Source organism: Nocardioides oleivorans, from assembly GCF_004137255.1.
Classification (GTDB): Bacteria; Actinomycetota; Actinomycetes; order Propionibacteriales; family Nocardioidaceae; genus Nocardioides; species Nocardioides oleivorans.
This window is the reverse complement of the sequence record NZ_SDWT01000001.1, coordinates 787,650-800,685: the sequence shown is the minus strand read 5'-3', so window position 1 is coordinate 800,685 and position 13,036 is coordinate 787,650. Positions and strand designations below refer to the sequence as shown.

The window sequence follows — 13,036 nt, the reverse complement described above, 5'->3', positions numbered from 1 at the left end:
TGGCACTGTCTGGATCTGGCACTGTCGGCGTCCAGGACCGACACGGTCCACGAGGCGTGGTCTGACTGTCAGTCGATGAGATCGATCTCGCCGAGGAACGCCGTGAAGTCGCGCGGGCGCGCCAGCTGGGCCTTCGCTTGACTGGCGTTCATCTCGTCGGGATCCTCAGCGATCTTGCGTGCCAGGTCCAGCCGCTCGGGGTTGTCGACGAGAACTGACCACCGGACCACGGAGGATCGGTCGTCCGCCATACGGCTGAGCGTCTCTGGTCGCAGCCTTCGACATCCCGCCGCCGTTGCGCGGACCTGGGCGATCGGATCCGACGCCAGCATCTCGGTGTCGGCCTCGCTCAGCGTCGGATTGAGAAGGATGGTCGAGCGAACAGCCGGATGCGGGTCCCGCGCCAGCGCTGCCACCACGCTCGCATCCTGTGTCACCTCAGCCAGTCGCTCACGCACGGTGTGCATGGGGTCGCGGAGCACGCGTTGGGCGCCGACCGCGTCGAGGTCGTCGCGCTGTGCCGCGCGCCCACGCACGTCGGCGTCGGACGCCGCCAGAGCGATGGCGAGAGCGTGCGGACCGGGATTCTCAGCGACCGCGAACCGCACGGCCCACGTCTCGTCCCGCACCAGGACGTCGAGGACCTCGACGGACGTGGATGGGTTCGTGGCGACGGCCTGTCGCACCTGGGGGGACGTGTCCGAGGCGAGCTCGTGGAGCGTCTGAGCCGTCGTGCTCCGGTCGGCTGCGACGCGGGCGCGCTCGTTGATGCTGGGCACGGCCCCAGTCTGACAGGGCCCGGACCCCCACATCGCCCGCGCCACGGGTGCGCCGGGGTCGCAAGGCGCGCTACCCAGCTGACTCAGTCTGCAGGTCCGTCGGAGCGTGCACGGAGACGTGCTCGGGCGCGACCGCGTCGGTGAGCCAGACGTAGGACAGCCTCTTCGACGCGCGGACGTCGTCAGGCTGCACCGTCACGCCCGGTTCAGCTCGACCGCGGCCCGGACGAGTGACACGAAGGCGTCCTCGTCGAGGTCGTCACCCTCGAAGACGTCGACGGCCCGGCGCGTGCCGGCGTCGAGGCTGGCGTTGAAGACGCCGGCGGGGTCGTCGAGGGAGGCGCCGCGGGCGAAGGTGACCTTCACCTTGTCCTTGTAGGTCTCGACGGTGCAGATGAGCCCGTCGAGGGCGAACGTGGGGACGCCGTCAGGGTTGGAGGCCTTGCGCCACTTGGCCTCCTCCTCGACCCCCGGCGCGCCCTGGCCGATCAAGCCGCGGAGGTGGTCGACGACGTCGGTGCGCCAGTCGCCGGCCACGGGTCAGGCTCCGGGGACGACGCGCATGTCGCGGTCGGCGCCACCGTCGAGGGCGCGGAGCGCCTCCTGGTAGGCCTCGCTGTCGTGCGCGGCCACGGCGGCCTCGACCGAGGGGAACTCGATGACCACGGTGCGGGTGGTCTCACCCTTCTCGAAGGTCGCCTCGGGCATCCCGCGGACCAGGAAGGTGCCGCCGGCGGCGGTGAGGGCCGGGCCCGCGATCGCGGCGTAGGCCGCCACCTTGTCGGGGTCGTGCACGGCCTTGTAGGTGGTGATCCAGTACGCGCTCATGCCGTCGAGACTACGACGTGGGGCGCCGGTCAGGACGCGGACCCGTGACGCGCGAGATAGCGCTCCGCGGCACGCGCGGACGGCCCCATCGTCAGGGTCGCGACGACGACGATCGCGGCGATCGTGAGCCAGCCGAGCGAGCCGTGCTCCATCGCCAGGAACGTGAAGAGGGCGGGCGCCCAGACCGAGCCGAGGGTGCCGCCGATGTGCGCCGCGCCCTGGTACTCCGCGCGCTGGTCGACGTCGGTCAGCTCCGACATGTAGCCCCAGTGGCCGGCCGACTGGAACAGCTCGGCGCCCGTCACCGTGACGTGGCCGAGCCAGACCAGCGCGATCGTCGCCCAGCCGATCGTGTCGTGGGTGACGAGCACGATGCCGCAGGAGAGGACGAAGAACCCCGCGGAGATGTACGACGCCCGCAGCGACCGAGCTACCGAGTCGATCCCGCGCGCAGCGGCGACCTGGAGCAGGACGGCCATCACCGTGTTGGTGCCGAACAGCCAGGCGAGCAGCACCCGCGGGGCGTCGGTCTCCTCGACGAGCCAGAGCGGGATCACGATGTTGAGCAGCACCTGGTTGGTGCCGAGCACCCCGTCGCCGGTCATGAGCGCGACGAACGCGCGGTTCTTCAGCGCGGCCGGCTTGATCACGGCCTCCTCGGCGGCGACCGGTTCCTTCGCGGGCGGGTCGGGCAGCCGGGTGATCCAGAAGGCGTTGCCCAGCAGGATGACGCCGGTCAGGATCGGCACCGCACGCACGACGGCGTCGCTGTTGGTCGCCAGCGCGAGGCCGCCGATGAGGGCGCCGAGGGTGAAGCCGATGTTGAGCGCGGCCCGCATGAAGGCCTGCGACTGCACGCGCTCCTCGCGGGTGAACACGTCGATCGTGTAGGCGCCGCGCCCGCTCCAGCCAGCCTGGCTGACCACCTCGAGCAGCACCATCATCACGAGGAACGCAGCGAAGCCGGTGATCAGCGGCCACACGAGGTAGAGCAGCGCGGTGAGCGCCGCACCGATCGCCCAGATGCGCTTCGTGCCGACCTTGTCGGCCAGCTTGCCGGCAGGCACGGCGAAGAAGAAGGACGCGACCCCGGCGACCGTGAGGCCGACCCCGACCTGGGCCGCGGAGAGCCCGACGATCTGCGTGAAGAAGACCGCGGACCCGGTGAGGAAGGTGCCCTCGCCGATGGCGAAGAGGATCGACTGGACCGACAGCGACCGGGCGAGGGGCGACGGTGGCAGCTGCCGTTGCCACCACGTCTGCGGCTTCTCGCCGGCCTGCGTCTCACCCATCGCCGGTCATGCTCCCAGAGGGGACTAGCGTGAGTCGCGTGAGTTTCCTGCGACCGTCCGACGACCCCGCGGTCGCGGTCCGGCAGCTGGCGCAGTGGCTCGCGGCCGACGACCCGGAGCCGCTGCTCATCGAGACGTCCGGCTCCACCGGCCGCCCCAAGGGGGTCGTCCTCCCGCGCTCGGCCGTGCTGGCCAGCGTCACCGCGTCGGCCCGCCGGCTCGGGGCCTCGGGCCGCTGGCTGCTCGCGCTCCCGTCGTCGTACGTCGCCGGGGTGCAGGTGGTGGTGCGCTCCCTCGTCGCCGGTCACGAGCCCGTCGTCGTGGAGGGTCTCGACCTCGTCGCGGCGGTCGGCGCGAGCCCCGACGACGCCCCGGTCTTCACCTCGCTCGTGCCGACCCAGCTGCACCGCGTCCTCGACGACCCCACGCAGGTCGCGGCGCTCGCGCGCTGCCACACCGTGCTCGTCGGCGGCGGCGGCATCGACCCCGCGCTCCGCCACCGCGCGGAGGAGGCCGGCATCCACGTGGTCACGACCTACGGCTCGTCGGAGACCGCCGGCGGCTGCGTCTACGACGGCCTGCCGCTCGACGGCGTCGGCGTCACGATCGCCGCGGACGGGCGGGTCCGGCTCGCCGGGCCGACCCTGTTCAGCCACTACCTCGACGACCCCGGGCTGACCGCCGAGACGCTGGTCGACGGGTGGTTCCTCACCTCCGACGCGGGCCGGCTCGACGAGGACGGGCGGCTGCGGGTGCTCGGCCGCATCGACGACGTCGTGATCAGCGGAGGGGTGAAGGTCCCGCTGCCCGCCGTCGCCCGGCGGCTGCGCGAGCACCCGTCGGTCGAGCAGGCCGAGGTGCTGGGCGTGCCCGACGACGAGTGGGGCCAGCGGCTGGTCGCCGTCGTCGTCGGCGGGGCCGTCCCGGACGCCGAGCTGCGGGACTGGGTCGGTGAGGTCCACCCGCGCTCGTGGGCGCCGCGCGAGGTCCGCCGGGTCGACGCGCTGCCGCTGCTCGCCAACGGCAAGGTCGACCGGCAGGCGTTGAGGAGCAGCCTGTGATGCACGTCTTCTCCATCCCGCTCCGCACGAGGTTCCGCGGCATCACCGTCCGCGAGGGCCTGCTCGTCCGCGGTGAGGCCGGCTGGGGCGAGTGGTCGCCCTTCCTGGAGTACGACGACGCCGTCTCCCGCCCGTGGCTGGCCTGCGCCCGGGAGGCCGCGGACGTGGGCTGGCCGGCACCGGTGCGCGACGTCGTACCCGTCAACGTGACCGTGCCCGCCACCGACCCCGAGCGCGCCCACGCCATCGTCACCGCCGGCGGCTGCCGCACCGCCAAGGTCAAGGTCGCCGAGAGCGGACAGGTGCTCGCCGACGACCTCGCGCGCCTCGAGGCGGTCCGCGACGCGCTCGGGCCCGGTGGGCTGGTCCGGGTGGACGCCAACGGTGGGTGGGACGTCGACGAGGCGGTGCGCGCCATCGCCGCGCTCGACCGCGCCGCCGGTGGACTCGAGTACGTCGAGCAGCCGGTCGCGAGCGTCGAGGACCTCGCCGTCGTACGTCGCCGGGTGCAGGTGCCGATCGCCGCGGACGAGTCGATCCGGCGGGCCGAGGACCCCTACCGGGTGCGCGACCTCGAGGCGGCGGACATCGCCGTGCTGAAGGTCCAGCCCCTGGGCGGGGTCCGTGCGTGCCTGCGGATCGCCGAGGACATCGGGCTCCCCGTGGTGGTGTCGAGCGCCGTCGAGTCGAGCGTCGGCATCGCCGCCGGCGTCGCGCTGGCCGCAGCGCTGCCCGAGCTGCACCACGCATGCGGGCTGGCGACGGTCCAGCTGCTCACCGACGACGTCGCCGTCGACCCGCTGCTGCCCGTGGACGGGCTGCTGCCCGTCGCCCGGCCCGAGGTCGACGAGGCCGCGCTGGCCCGGCTCGCGGCGCCCGCCGACCGGGTCGCCCACTGGACCCGGAGGCTCGCCTCGGTAGGGCAGGATCGGGCCTCGTGACCAACCCCTCGACCGAGCTCGCCCGCGCCGTGGTGACGGCGCTCCGCGGTGCCGGCGTGCGCGAGGTCGTGGTCGCGCCCGGCTCGCGCAACGCCCCGCTGTCCTTCGCGCTCTACGACGCCTCGCTGGCCGGTGGGCTGCGCCTGCACACCCGGATCGACGAGCGGACCGCCGCCTTCCTCGCGCTCGGCCTCGCGAAGATCCGCCGTGAGGCGGCCGCCGTCGTCTGCACCTCCGGCACCGCCGCGGCCAACCTGCTCCCGGCCGTGATGGAGGCCGCCCACGCCGGAGTGCCGCTCGTGGTCGTGACGGCCGACCGTCCGGCCCGGCTGCGCGGCACCGACGCCAACCAGACCACCGACCAGGTCGACCTCTTCGCGAGCTTCGCGCCGACGCTCGACGTCACGTCGGGCGAAGGCGGGCCCGACCTCGACGAGCTGCTCGCGTTCGTGCGCCGCCACCGCCACCGCAGTCCGCTCCACCTCAACGTCCAGCTCGACGACCCCCTGCTCCCCGACGACGACGGGTGGGACGGAGGGGAGGCCCCCGAGTGGGTCGACCTCGACCTCGGCCCGACGCAGACCCAGCACGTGCTCGCGATGGGTCCCCGCACGGTCGTCGTGGCCGGTGACGACGCCGGACCGTTCGCCCGCAACCTCGCCGAGCGCGCAGGCTGGCCGCTGCTCGCCGAGCCCTCCAGCGGGTCGCGCACGGGCGACCACGCGATCCGCACCTACCGGCTCCTCCTGTCCGGCGAGCTCGGCGCCCGCGTCGAGCGCGCCGTCGTCCTCGGGCACCCGACGCTCTCGCGGCCGGTCGCCCGGCTCCTCGGTCGCCCCGACGTCGAGGTGGTCTCGGCCACCCACCGGGGCACGTGGTCCGAGCGGCCGTTCCCCGTCGCGCACGAGGCCGACCACCTCCTGCTCGACGGCACCGACGACCCCGCGTGGCTCGAGGAGTGGCGGGAGGCCGACCGCACGACGGGCCGCGCCCTCGACGCGCTGCTCGCGGCCGAGCCCGACCTGACCCCGCACGAGGTGGCCGGTGCGGTGAGCAGGGCGTTGCCGCCCGGCGGGCTGCTCTTCCTCGGCGCCTCCAACCCGGTGCGCGACCTCGACCTGATGGCCGCCCGCTACGAGGTCGGTGCCCGGCGCTTCGTGGCGGCCAACCGCGGCCTGGCCGGCATCGACGGCACGATCAGCAGCGCGATCGGCGCCGCGCTGGGCCGGCCACAGTCGACGCGCTCGATCGCGCTGATGGGCGACGTGACCTTCCTGCACGACAGCACCGGGCTCGTCATCGGCCCGCGCGAGGAGCGGCCGGACCTGACGATCGTCGTGGTCAACGACGACGGTGGCTCGATCTTCGCCACGCTCGAGCAGGGGGCGCCGGCGTACGCCGACCGCTTCGACACGCTCTTCGGCACCCCGCACGGCGTCGACGTCGCGAGCCTGTGCGCCGCGATGCGCGTGCCGCACCTGCGCGTCGACGGGCTGCCCGGGCTGGAGCAGGCGCTGGCGATGCCCAACGGCGGCATCGAGGTGGTCGAGGTGCGCGTGCGCCGCGACAACCGACGCGAGCTGGACGAAAAGATCCGCGCCCTGGTCCTGCCCTGAGATCAGGGAGGACCAGGGCGCGGGCCGTGGTGAAGCGGTCAGTCGATCAGGGCTGCGGGGTCTCCCACACGCGGACCCAGTCGACGTCCATGCTCTGCGGCAGCTTCGAGTCCTTCATCTCCAGCGCCTCGTAGTCCGAGGCGAGCATGCTGAGGATGAGGTACTGCTGGGCCTTCGAGACGCGGGCCGACGTGCGCCAGGTCTCCTTGCCGTCGATGTACATGCTGATCGCCTTGGGCGTCCACTGGACCGAGAACACGTGGTAGTTCTTCGACCAGCCGTCCTTCTTGTTCTTCAGGAACGACTCGGAGTTCTTGATCCACGAGCCGGTCTTGATCAGGCGCTGGCCCTTGTACCAGTGGATGAAGCTGGTGAGGCCGCCCTGCGGGTGCTTGTCGCCGAAGTACTCGATGACGTCGATCTCGTGGCCGTCGCTGCCCGGCTGGTTCTCGCCGATCGGCTGGAGCCAGAAGCTGGCGTGCTGGCCGCGCGACTGCTGCATCTTGATGCGCGCGGCAGCCACGCCGTAGCGGAAGCTGAACGCGTCGGCGGTGCCGACGTGACCGTTGAGGCGGTAGGAGATCTTCTGCTTCTTCTTGCGCGAGACCGCGGTGCACTTGTCGCTGCGCGACTTGTCCTTGATGACGCTCAGGCGCAGGGTGCCGCCGCCGACCTTGACGGCCTCGGGCGAGCCCTTGGAGCACAGGCGCTTGCTCTGCGCCTCGTAGTCCTGGCCGCGCATGCTCCAGACGGGGGACAGGACGCTTCCGGAGAACTCGTCGGTGAAGGTCGGGGTGACCCACGCCGAGGTGTCCTGGCTCTTGCTCGAGACCTTCTTGAGGTTGCCGAGCTTGTTGGCGGTGACGCGGTAGGTCAGCGGGAGGCCGCCCTTGGACACGTTGGCGCGGAAGTAGGCCTTGCCGGACTTCTCCTGCTTGGCCGTGCCGGCCTTCTTCCACTTCGAGCCCTGCTGGACCTCGAGGGTGACCTTGCGGCCGACCTTCACGGGCTTGAGAGTCGCGATGACCGAGCCCTTGGCGGCGTTCGCGCTGGCGGGGCGCTTGCCCTGCTGGACGATTTGCGGGAGCACCTCCAGCGAGATCTTCTGACCGGCCTTCTTGGTGAAGACCGACGACTTCGCTGCGGCCTGCGCCGACGGGTCGGAGTCGTTGGCCGAGCCGATCTCGGTCGTCAGGAGCAGGGACGCGGGCAGGAGCAGCGCGGCGACGCTGCCTGCTAGCACGCGGCGTGCAGACATGTGAACTCTCTTCGTCTCGGGTGCGATTGGCATGGATCCCCCGGGGCACTCTCCACCCGTCAGAGGCGCGACCACCATAACCGCGGACCCCATGCGTCACACATTCATCAGCGAAATCGCCGCAGTCCTAGGCTGGGCGTCATGCGGATCACGAAGTTCGGCCATGCCTGCGTGCGGATCCAGGGCGAGGGCGGCGTGGTCGTCATCGACCCGGGGAGCTTCAGCGAGGCCGAGGCGATCGACGGCGCCGATGCGGTGCTGCTGACCCACGAGCACGCCGACCACGTCCACCCCGACCACCTGCGGCGCTCCGACGCGCCGATCTGGACGATCGCCGCGGTGGAGCGGATGCTGCGCGAGCAGGCACCCGACGTGGCCGAGCGGGTGACCGTCCTACGCCCGGGCGACCGGCTCGAGGTCGCGGGGACCTCGGTGGAGGTGGTCGGCGAGAAGCACGCGGTGATCCACCCCGACTACGACCGCTTCGACAACTCCGGCTACCTCCTCGAGTCCGGGGGCAGCAGCGTCTACCACCCGGGCGACTCGCTGACCGTGCCGCCGCGGGCGGTCGACGTGCTGCTCGCCCCGGTGAGCGGCCCCTGGCTCAAGATCAGCGAGGCGATCGACTTCGCCCGCCAGGTCGGCGCCCCGACCTCCCTGGGCATCCACGAGCGGGTCTACAGCGACGTCGGTGTCGCCATGGCCGCCACCCACTTCCGCAACCTGCTGCCCGAGGGCCAGGCGTTCGAGCTCCGCGAGACCGGCCAGGACCTCCAGCAGGCCTAGGGGGTGTCGGCGCCCAGCGCGTCGCGCACCGGCACGAACTTGGCCTGCGACTCGGCGAGCTCGGCCTCGGGGTCGGAGCTGGCCACGATGCCGCAGCCGGCGAAGAGGCGTACGCCGTCCTCGGTGACCATCGCGGACCGCAGGGCGATGCCCCACTCGCCGTCGCCGTCGCCGTCCATCCAGCCGACCGGACCGGCGTAGCGGTCGCGAGCCATGCCCTCGATCTCGGAGATGAGCCGCGTCGCGACCGGTGTCGGGGTGCCGCCCACGGCCGCCGACGGGTGCAGCGACTCGGCGAGCTGGAGCGAGGTGGCGAGGTCGTGGACGACGCCGTTCACGTCGGTGGCCAGGTGCATCACGTTGGGCAGGTGCAGCACGAACGGCGCCTCGGGCACGCTCATCGACGAGCAGTGCGGCTCGAGGGCGTCGGCGACCGAGCGCACGGCGTACTCGTGCTCCTCCAGGTCCTTCGACGACCGGGCGAGGGTGGCGGCGAGGGCGAGGTCGCGCTCGTCGTCGCCCGTGCGCCGGATGGTCCCGGCCAGCACGCGCGAGGTCACCAGGCCACGCTCGCGACGCACCAGCATCTCGGGGGTCGCGCCGAAGAGGCCGTCGACGTGGAACGTCCAGCACATCTCGTAGCTCTCGGCGAGGCGGCGCAGCGGCCAGCGGACGTCGAGCGGCTCGTCGGTGGTGGCGATGAGGTCGCGGGCCAGGACGACCTTCTCCAGGTCGCCGGCAGCGATCCGGTCGACCGCGTCGGCCACGACCGACATCCACTCCTCGCCGTTGCGGGCGCCGTCGGAGAAGACCAGGCCGACGGGCGGCGAGGGCCGGTCCGTGGGCGCGAGGTCGGGCGCGTCGACCGACACCGTCGTCAGCCAGGTGCGGTCGCCGCGGCGACCGACGACGACCTGGGGGATGACCAGCACGGAGTCGCCCGGCTCGTCGGCGAAGGCGAAGGCGCCGAAGCAGACCAGCCCGGTGCCCGGCTCGCCCACGTGGTCCTCGACGTCGGCGCGGGCCACGGTCTCCGACCACCACTTCACCGCGTCGCTGAACCGGGTCGGTCCCGACGTCTCGAGCCGTGCGGCGACGCCCCAGCCGACGAGGCCCTCGCCACGACGCAGCCAGCTGACCGGGTCCTGCTGCGGCAGCAGGTCGAGGAGCGGCAGGTCCGCCTGGTCCACCGGGATGGTGCGCACGACGAGCGGGGCGGCTTGACCCGCCTGCGGGGCGGACGAGGGGGGCGTCACGAGGGGAGAGCGTACGCCGGGGTTCCCCGCCTCCGGGGTGCAGATGGGCGAAACCGTGAACAGCGCCACAGGTCCTGCCCTACTTTCGGCGGATACACCAGGAGCAGAAGGAGCCGCAAGTGCCTGTTCAGCCTTCGCCGTTGGCGCGTCTGGAGCGCCACGCGCGCAGTCGTGCCCTGGACGTGGCGGTCGCCGAGCAGCGCGGGGACTCGTGGGCCTCGCTGACCTGGAACGAGCTCTACCGCCGCACGATCGACGGCGCCGCCGGGATGATCGAGGCCGGGGTGAACCCCGGACAGGTCGTCGTCATCCGCGTGCCCACGGGGATCCGCCAGGTCGAGCTCGAGCTGGCCACGCGCGTCGCGGGCGCCGTACCGCTCCTGCTCCCCGAGCACATGGACCCCGTCGAGGTCGGTCGCCTGCTCGACGAGATCGAGGTGCGCCTGGTGATCGTCGACGACGACAGCCGCCTGGCGCTGCTGCAGCAGGCGGGCCTGATGGAGGCCCAGCTCTTCGAGTGCGACGACCGGTCGTGGGAACGGCTGCGCGGGATGGGCCTCGAGCGCCGCAAGCGCCAGCCCGACCTGCTCGCGTGGGTCGCCACCGCTCGCGCCGGAGCGTCCTCGGGCGCCGTGCTCGGCCTGCCCCGCGAGAAGGGCCCCTCCTGGCTCTTCCGCCCGGAGTCCTCCGGCACGCTGGCGGACCTCGTGGGCGACGACGTCGCCGTGCTGACCGGCGAGGCGACCGACCGCTTCACGACCGTGGTCCGCGACGCGCACCTGACCAGTGGCTGCTCCCTCGTGTGGGTCGAGCGCCCCGACCAGCTCGGGGCCGCGCTCGCGCGCTGGTCTCCCACGCACGTGCTGCTCGACCACGCCGCCGCCCGCGACCTCGAGCACCTGCTCGAGCACGCGACCATCGACGGCGCCCCGTGGCACGCGACCCCGCTGGAGGTCCTCGAGGCCACCAGCGCCCGCGTCGCTGAGGCGAGGATGGGCTCGAGGACGCGCAGGCTGGCCGACGAGGTCGTGGGCCTCGCGCCGTGGTTCGGCGGTCGGGTGCGCGTGCTGGCGCTCGACGCCCGCGTGAACCGGACGATCAGCGGGCTCGCGACGACGCTGGGCCACCGGCTCGGCCGGATCGCGCACCACCCGGCCGTCCGGCTGGAGCTGGCCGCCGAGCACGCCGTGGTGGCCGTGCCGGCCGCGCCGGTCGCCCAGGTGGTCGACGCACACCTCCCGCGACGCGGCGGCGGTCGCAGCGACCTGGACGCCGCCTTCTCGCTCGCCGGGTCCTGAGGAGCGCCGACGACGGTCCGTGACGGCCGTCTCACGACCTGAGAACTGGTTCCACGAGTGATGCACAGGCGGCGAACGCGTAGGTAAAAGCCCCCAGACAGGGGTTGCAGTTCCCCGAGAATAGTGGTTGTCCGTTCAACCAGTCGAGGGAGGGGGTCCCGATGGCTTTCGTCGCACACGCTCGAGCCTCGGCGCTCCCGACGCACGACGAGGCGGTGCTCCCGCCGTCGCCGCTGCGGCGGCTGTCGGCCCTCGCGGAGACGCGCGGAGACGACATCGCGTTCCTCGTCGCCACCGCTGCGGGGGTCGAGGCGCGGTCGTGGAAGCAGGTCGAGACGACCGCCCAGCGCGCCGCCGCCGGCCTGATCCGCAGCGGCATGCGCACCGACCAGGTCGTGCTGTCCCTCCTGCCCTCGGCACACCCGCACCCCGAGCTCGAGATCGCCCTGCGCGCGATCGGCGCCGTCGTCATCCACGTCTCGCCGCTGGCGAGGTCCGAGGACCTCGTCCGCGAGCTGTCCGGCGTCGACGTGCGCCTCGTCGTGTCGCAGGACGAGGCCGAGCTCGACCGCCTGGCCGGCCTGCGCTTCCCGTCCGCCGAGATGCTCGACCTCGGCGACGACTCGTGGAGCCGGCTCCTCGCGCTTGGCGCCGAGCGCCTGGTGATGGACCCCGACGTCGTCCACCGGCTCGATCGCGTCGTCGACCCCGAGGGCACGGTGGCGCGGCTGCTCCCGCCCGGCGCGGTGCTGTCCCGCGTCGCGTCCGAGGTCGAGGCACCGGTCGACCACGACGCGCTGCTCCCGCGCGACGGCGTGACCCTCCTCGTCGGCGAGCACGTCGACGCCTTCGTCCACCTCGTCCGCGATGCCCACCTGGCCACCGGCGGCACGCTGGCCCACATGGCCTCGCCGGCCGGGCTCACCGAGGCGCTCGACGCCCTCCGTCCCGCGGCCCTCGCCCTGGCACCGGGTGCTGCCTCCGCGCTCACCGATGTCGTGTCCAACGTGACCGTCCCCGGGGCCCGGCGCCTGCGGCCGGCGCGCGCCCGGGCAGCCAACGCCGTGGCGCTGCGCGCCTGGCTCGGTGCCGGCCTGGAGCACGTCGTCGCCGCTGACCTGCCCGAGGTCGTGCGCGACTTGCTGCGCGCCTGCGACGTCGAGGTCGTCGGCGTCGCGCCACGCGACCTGCTTCCTCCCGACCTGCCCGAGCCCGCACCGGTCGTGATCGGTGACGTGGCCGACCTGCCGCGCCGCTCGCGCGGTGAGCCGGGCAGCGACTTCGGGCTCCGGCTCGAGCAGCCGATCCGGATCGTCGACGAACCCGAGGAGTCGGCCTTCGTGCTGCCCTCGCTCCCGCTCTTCGGCGGCGAGTCGTTCCTCGACAAGCTGCTGATGCAGCAGGCCCGCGAGGCCGAGCAATGACCGAGCGGCACCGTCCGGGCCTCGTGGCCCGGCTCCGGTCCCGCCGCTCCCACCCAGAACCTCCCGACCACAGCGGCCGGGACGAACACCGAGAAGAAGGAACTGAAATGACGAACGTTGACGTGATCCTCAAGGAAGCCGTGCAGATCGACGGCGCGGTCGCCGCACTCCTCGTGGACTACCAGTCGGGCATGGCCCTGGGCCAGGCCGGCGACGCCTCCGTGATGAACCTCGACGTCGCCGCCGCCGGCAACACCGACGTCGTCCGCGCCAAGATGCGCACGATGGAGAGCCTCGGCCTCAACGACACCATCGACGACATCCTGATCACGCTGGGCCAGGCCTACCACCTGATCAACCTGCCCAAGAGCCACCCGGGCCTGTTCATCTACCTGGTGCTCGACAAGAGCAAGGCCAACCTCGCGATGGCGCGCCACAAGCTGGCCACGCTGTCCAACCAGATCGAGATCTGAGCGAACCCCTCGGGCCGCTGTGAC

At 72.6% G+C, this 13,036-nt stretch carries 13 protein-coding genes; 7 read left to right on the top strand and 6 right to left on the bottom strand.

Features of this window, described 5'->3' with window-relative positions; all coding sequences use genetic code 11:
* Positions 1-68 precede the first annotated feature (68 nt).
* The 4 genes from EUA93_RS03835 to EUA93_RS03820 all read right to left on the bottom strand — a co-directional run bounded on the left by EUA93_RS03835 (position 69) and on the right by EUA93_RS03820 (position 2,899).
* Positions 69-779 carry a variant leucine-rich repeat-containing protein gene (locus tag EUA93_RS03835; RefSeq protein ID WP_129398869.1) on the bottom strand — a complete coding sequence of 237 codons (711 nt, stop codon included), beginning with the start codon at positions 777-779 and terminating at the stop codon, positions 69-71.
* 195 nt (positions 780-974) lie between these two features.
* Positions 975-1,316, bottom strand: a complete 342-nt coding sequence (locus EUA93_RS03830) for a DUF1801 domain-containing protein (RefSeq protein WP_129398867.1) — start codon at positions 1,314-1,316, stop codon at positions 975-977.
* Positions 1,317-1,319: 3 nt separating this feature from the next.
* Positions 1,320-1,607 carry a DUF1330 domain-containing protein gene (locus tag EUA93_RS03825; RefSeq protein ID WP_129398865.1) on the bottom strand — a complete coding sequence of 96 codons (288 nt, stop codon included), beginning with the start codon at positions 1,605-1,607 and terminating at the stop codon, positions 1,320-1,322.
* Between the two features lie 29 nt (positions 1,608-1,636).
* Positions 1,637-2,899, bottom strand: a complete 1,263-nt coding sequence (locus EUA93_RS03820) for an MFS transporter (protein ID WP_129398863.1) — start codon at positions 2,897-2,899, stop codon at positions 1,637-1,639.
* Between the two features lie 38 nt (positions 2,900-2,937).
* Between EUA93_RS03820 and EUA93_RS03815 the strand changes: the two genes are divergently transcribed.
* The 3 genes from EUA93_RS03815 to menD are packed head-to-tail and all read left to right on the top strand — an operon-like array spanning position 2,938 to position 6,517.
* Positions 2,938-3,960 carry an AMP-binding protein gene (locus EUA93_RS03815; protein WP_242497226.1) on the top strand — a complete coding sequence of 341 codons (1,023 nt, stop codon included), beginning with the start codon at positions 2,938-2,940 and terminating at the stop codon, positions 3,958-3,960.
* Positions 3,960-4,901: an o-succinylbenzoate synthase gene (locus EUA93_RS03810; protein ID WP_129398859.1), complete on the top strand. Its 942-nt coding sequence runs from the start codon at positions 3,960-3,962 to the stop codon at positions 4,899-4,901. The genes EUA93_RS03815 and EUA93_RS03810 overlap by 1 nt, the downstream gene beginning before the upstream one ends.
* The gene (menD, locus tag EUA93_RS03805; protein WP_129398857.1) at positions 4,898-6,517 is read left to right on the top strand and encodes a 2-succinyl-5-enolpyruvyl-6-hydroxy-3-cyclohexene-1-carboxylic-acid synthase; all 1,620 of its coding nucleotides are present in this window, start codon (positions 4,898-4,900) and stop codon (positions 6,515-6,517) included. Before EUA93_RS03810 ends, menD begins: the two co-directional genes overlap by 4 nt.
* A 46-nt stretch (positions 6,518-6,563) precedes the next feature.
* Here the strand turns inward: menD and EUA93_RS03800 are convergent, their stop codons facing one another.
* Complete coding sequence (locus tag EUA93_RS03800) at positions 6,564-7,775, bottom strand: glycoside hydrolase family 16 protein (protein WP_165355044.1); 1,212 nt, start codon at positions 7,773-7,775, stop codon at positions 6,564-6,566.
* 141 nt (positions 7,776-7,916) lie between these two features.
* Between EUA93_RS03800 and EUA93_RS03795 the strand changes: the two genes are divergently transcribed.
* Entirely contained in the window at positions 7,917-8,561 is a 645-nt protein-coding gene (locus EUA93_RS03795; protein WP_129398853.1) for an MBL fold metallo-hydrolase, read from the top strand.
* Here EUA93_RS03795 and EUA93_RS03790 read toward each other — a convergent pair.
* Positions 8,558-9,817, bottom strand: coding sequence for an isochorismate synthase (locus EUA93_RS03790; protein WP_129398851.1), 1,260 nt, complete (start codon positions 9,815-9,817; stop codon positions 8,558-8,560). The genes EUA93_RS03795 and EUA93_RS03790 overlap by 4 nt on opposite strands.
* A gap of 140 nt (positions 9,818-9,957) precedes the next feature.
* On the opposite strand from EUA93_RS03790, the gene EUA93_RS03785 reads away from it, so the two are divergent.
* The 3 genes from EUA93_RS03785 to EUA93_RS03775 all read left to right on the top strand — a co-directional run bounded on the left by EUA93_RS03785 (position 9,958) and on the right by EUA93_RS03775 (position 13,012).
* A complete protein-coding gene (locus tag EUA93_RS03785; RefSeq protein ID WP_129398849.1) occupies positions 9,958-11,115 on the top strand; it encodes an AMP-binding protein in 1,158 nt (385 codons plus the stop codon).
* A 161-nt stretch (positions 11,116-11,276) separates the two neighbouring features.
* Complete coding sequence (locus tag EUA93_RS03780; protein WP_129398847.1) at positions 11,277-12,539, top strand: AMP-binding protein; 1,263 nt, start codon at positions 11,277-11,279, stop codon at positions 12,537-12,539.
* Positions 12,540-12,646: 107 nt separating this feature from the next.
* Positions 12,647-13,012: a hypothetical protein gene (locus EUA93_RS03775; protein ID WP_129398845.1), complete on the top strand. Its 366-nt coding sequence runs from the start codon at positions 12,647-12,649 to the stop codon at positions 13,010-13,012.
* Positions 13,013-13,036 lie beyond the last annotated feature (24 nt).

What these genes read in the sequence shown, in the direction of transcription:
- EUA93_RS03825 (WP_129398865.1), bottom strand. Translation starts at nt 1,607, where the DNA reads ATGAGCGCGTACTGGATCACCACCTACAAGGCCGTGCACGACCCCGAC.
- EUA93_RS03820 (WP_129398863.1), bottom strand. Translation starts at nt 2,899, where the DNA reads ATGGGTGAGACGCAGGCCGGCGAGAAGCCGCAGACGTGGTGGCAACGG.
- EUA93_RS03810 (WP_129398859.1), top strand. Translation starts at nt 3,960, where the DNA reads ATGCACGTCTTCTCCATCCCGCTCCGCACGAGGTTCCGCGGCATCACC.
- EUA93_RS03800 (WP_165355044.1), bottom strand. Translation starts at nt 7,775, where the DNA reads ATGTCTGCACGCCGCGTGCTAGCAGGCAGCGTCGCCGCGCTGCTCCTG.
- EUA93_RS03795 (WP_129398853.1), top strand. Translation starts at nt 7,917, where the DNA reads ATGCGGATCACGAAGTTCGGCCATGCCTGCGTGCGGATCCAGGGCGAG.
- EUA93_RS03780 (WP_129398847.1), top strand. Translation starts at nt 11,277, where the DNA reads ATGGCTTTCGTCGCACACGCTCGAGCCTCGGCGCTCCCGACGCACGAC.
- EUA93_RS03775 (WP_129398845.1), top strand. Translation starts at nt 12,647, where the DNA reads ATGACGAACGTTGACGTGATCCTCAAGGAAGCCGTGCAGATCGACGGC.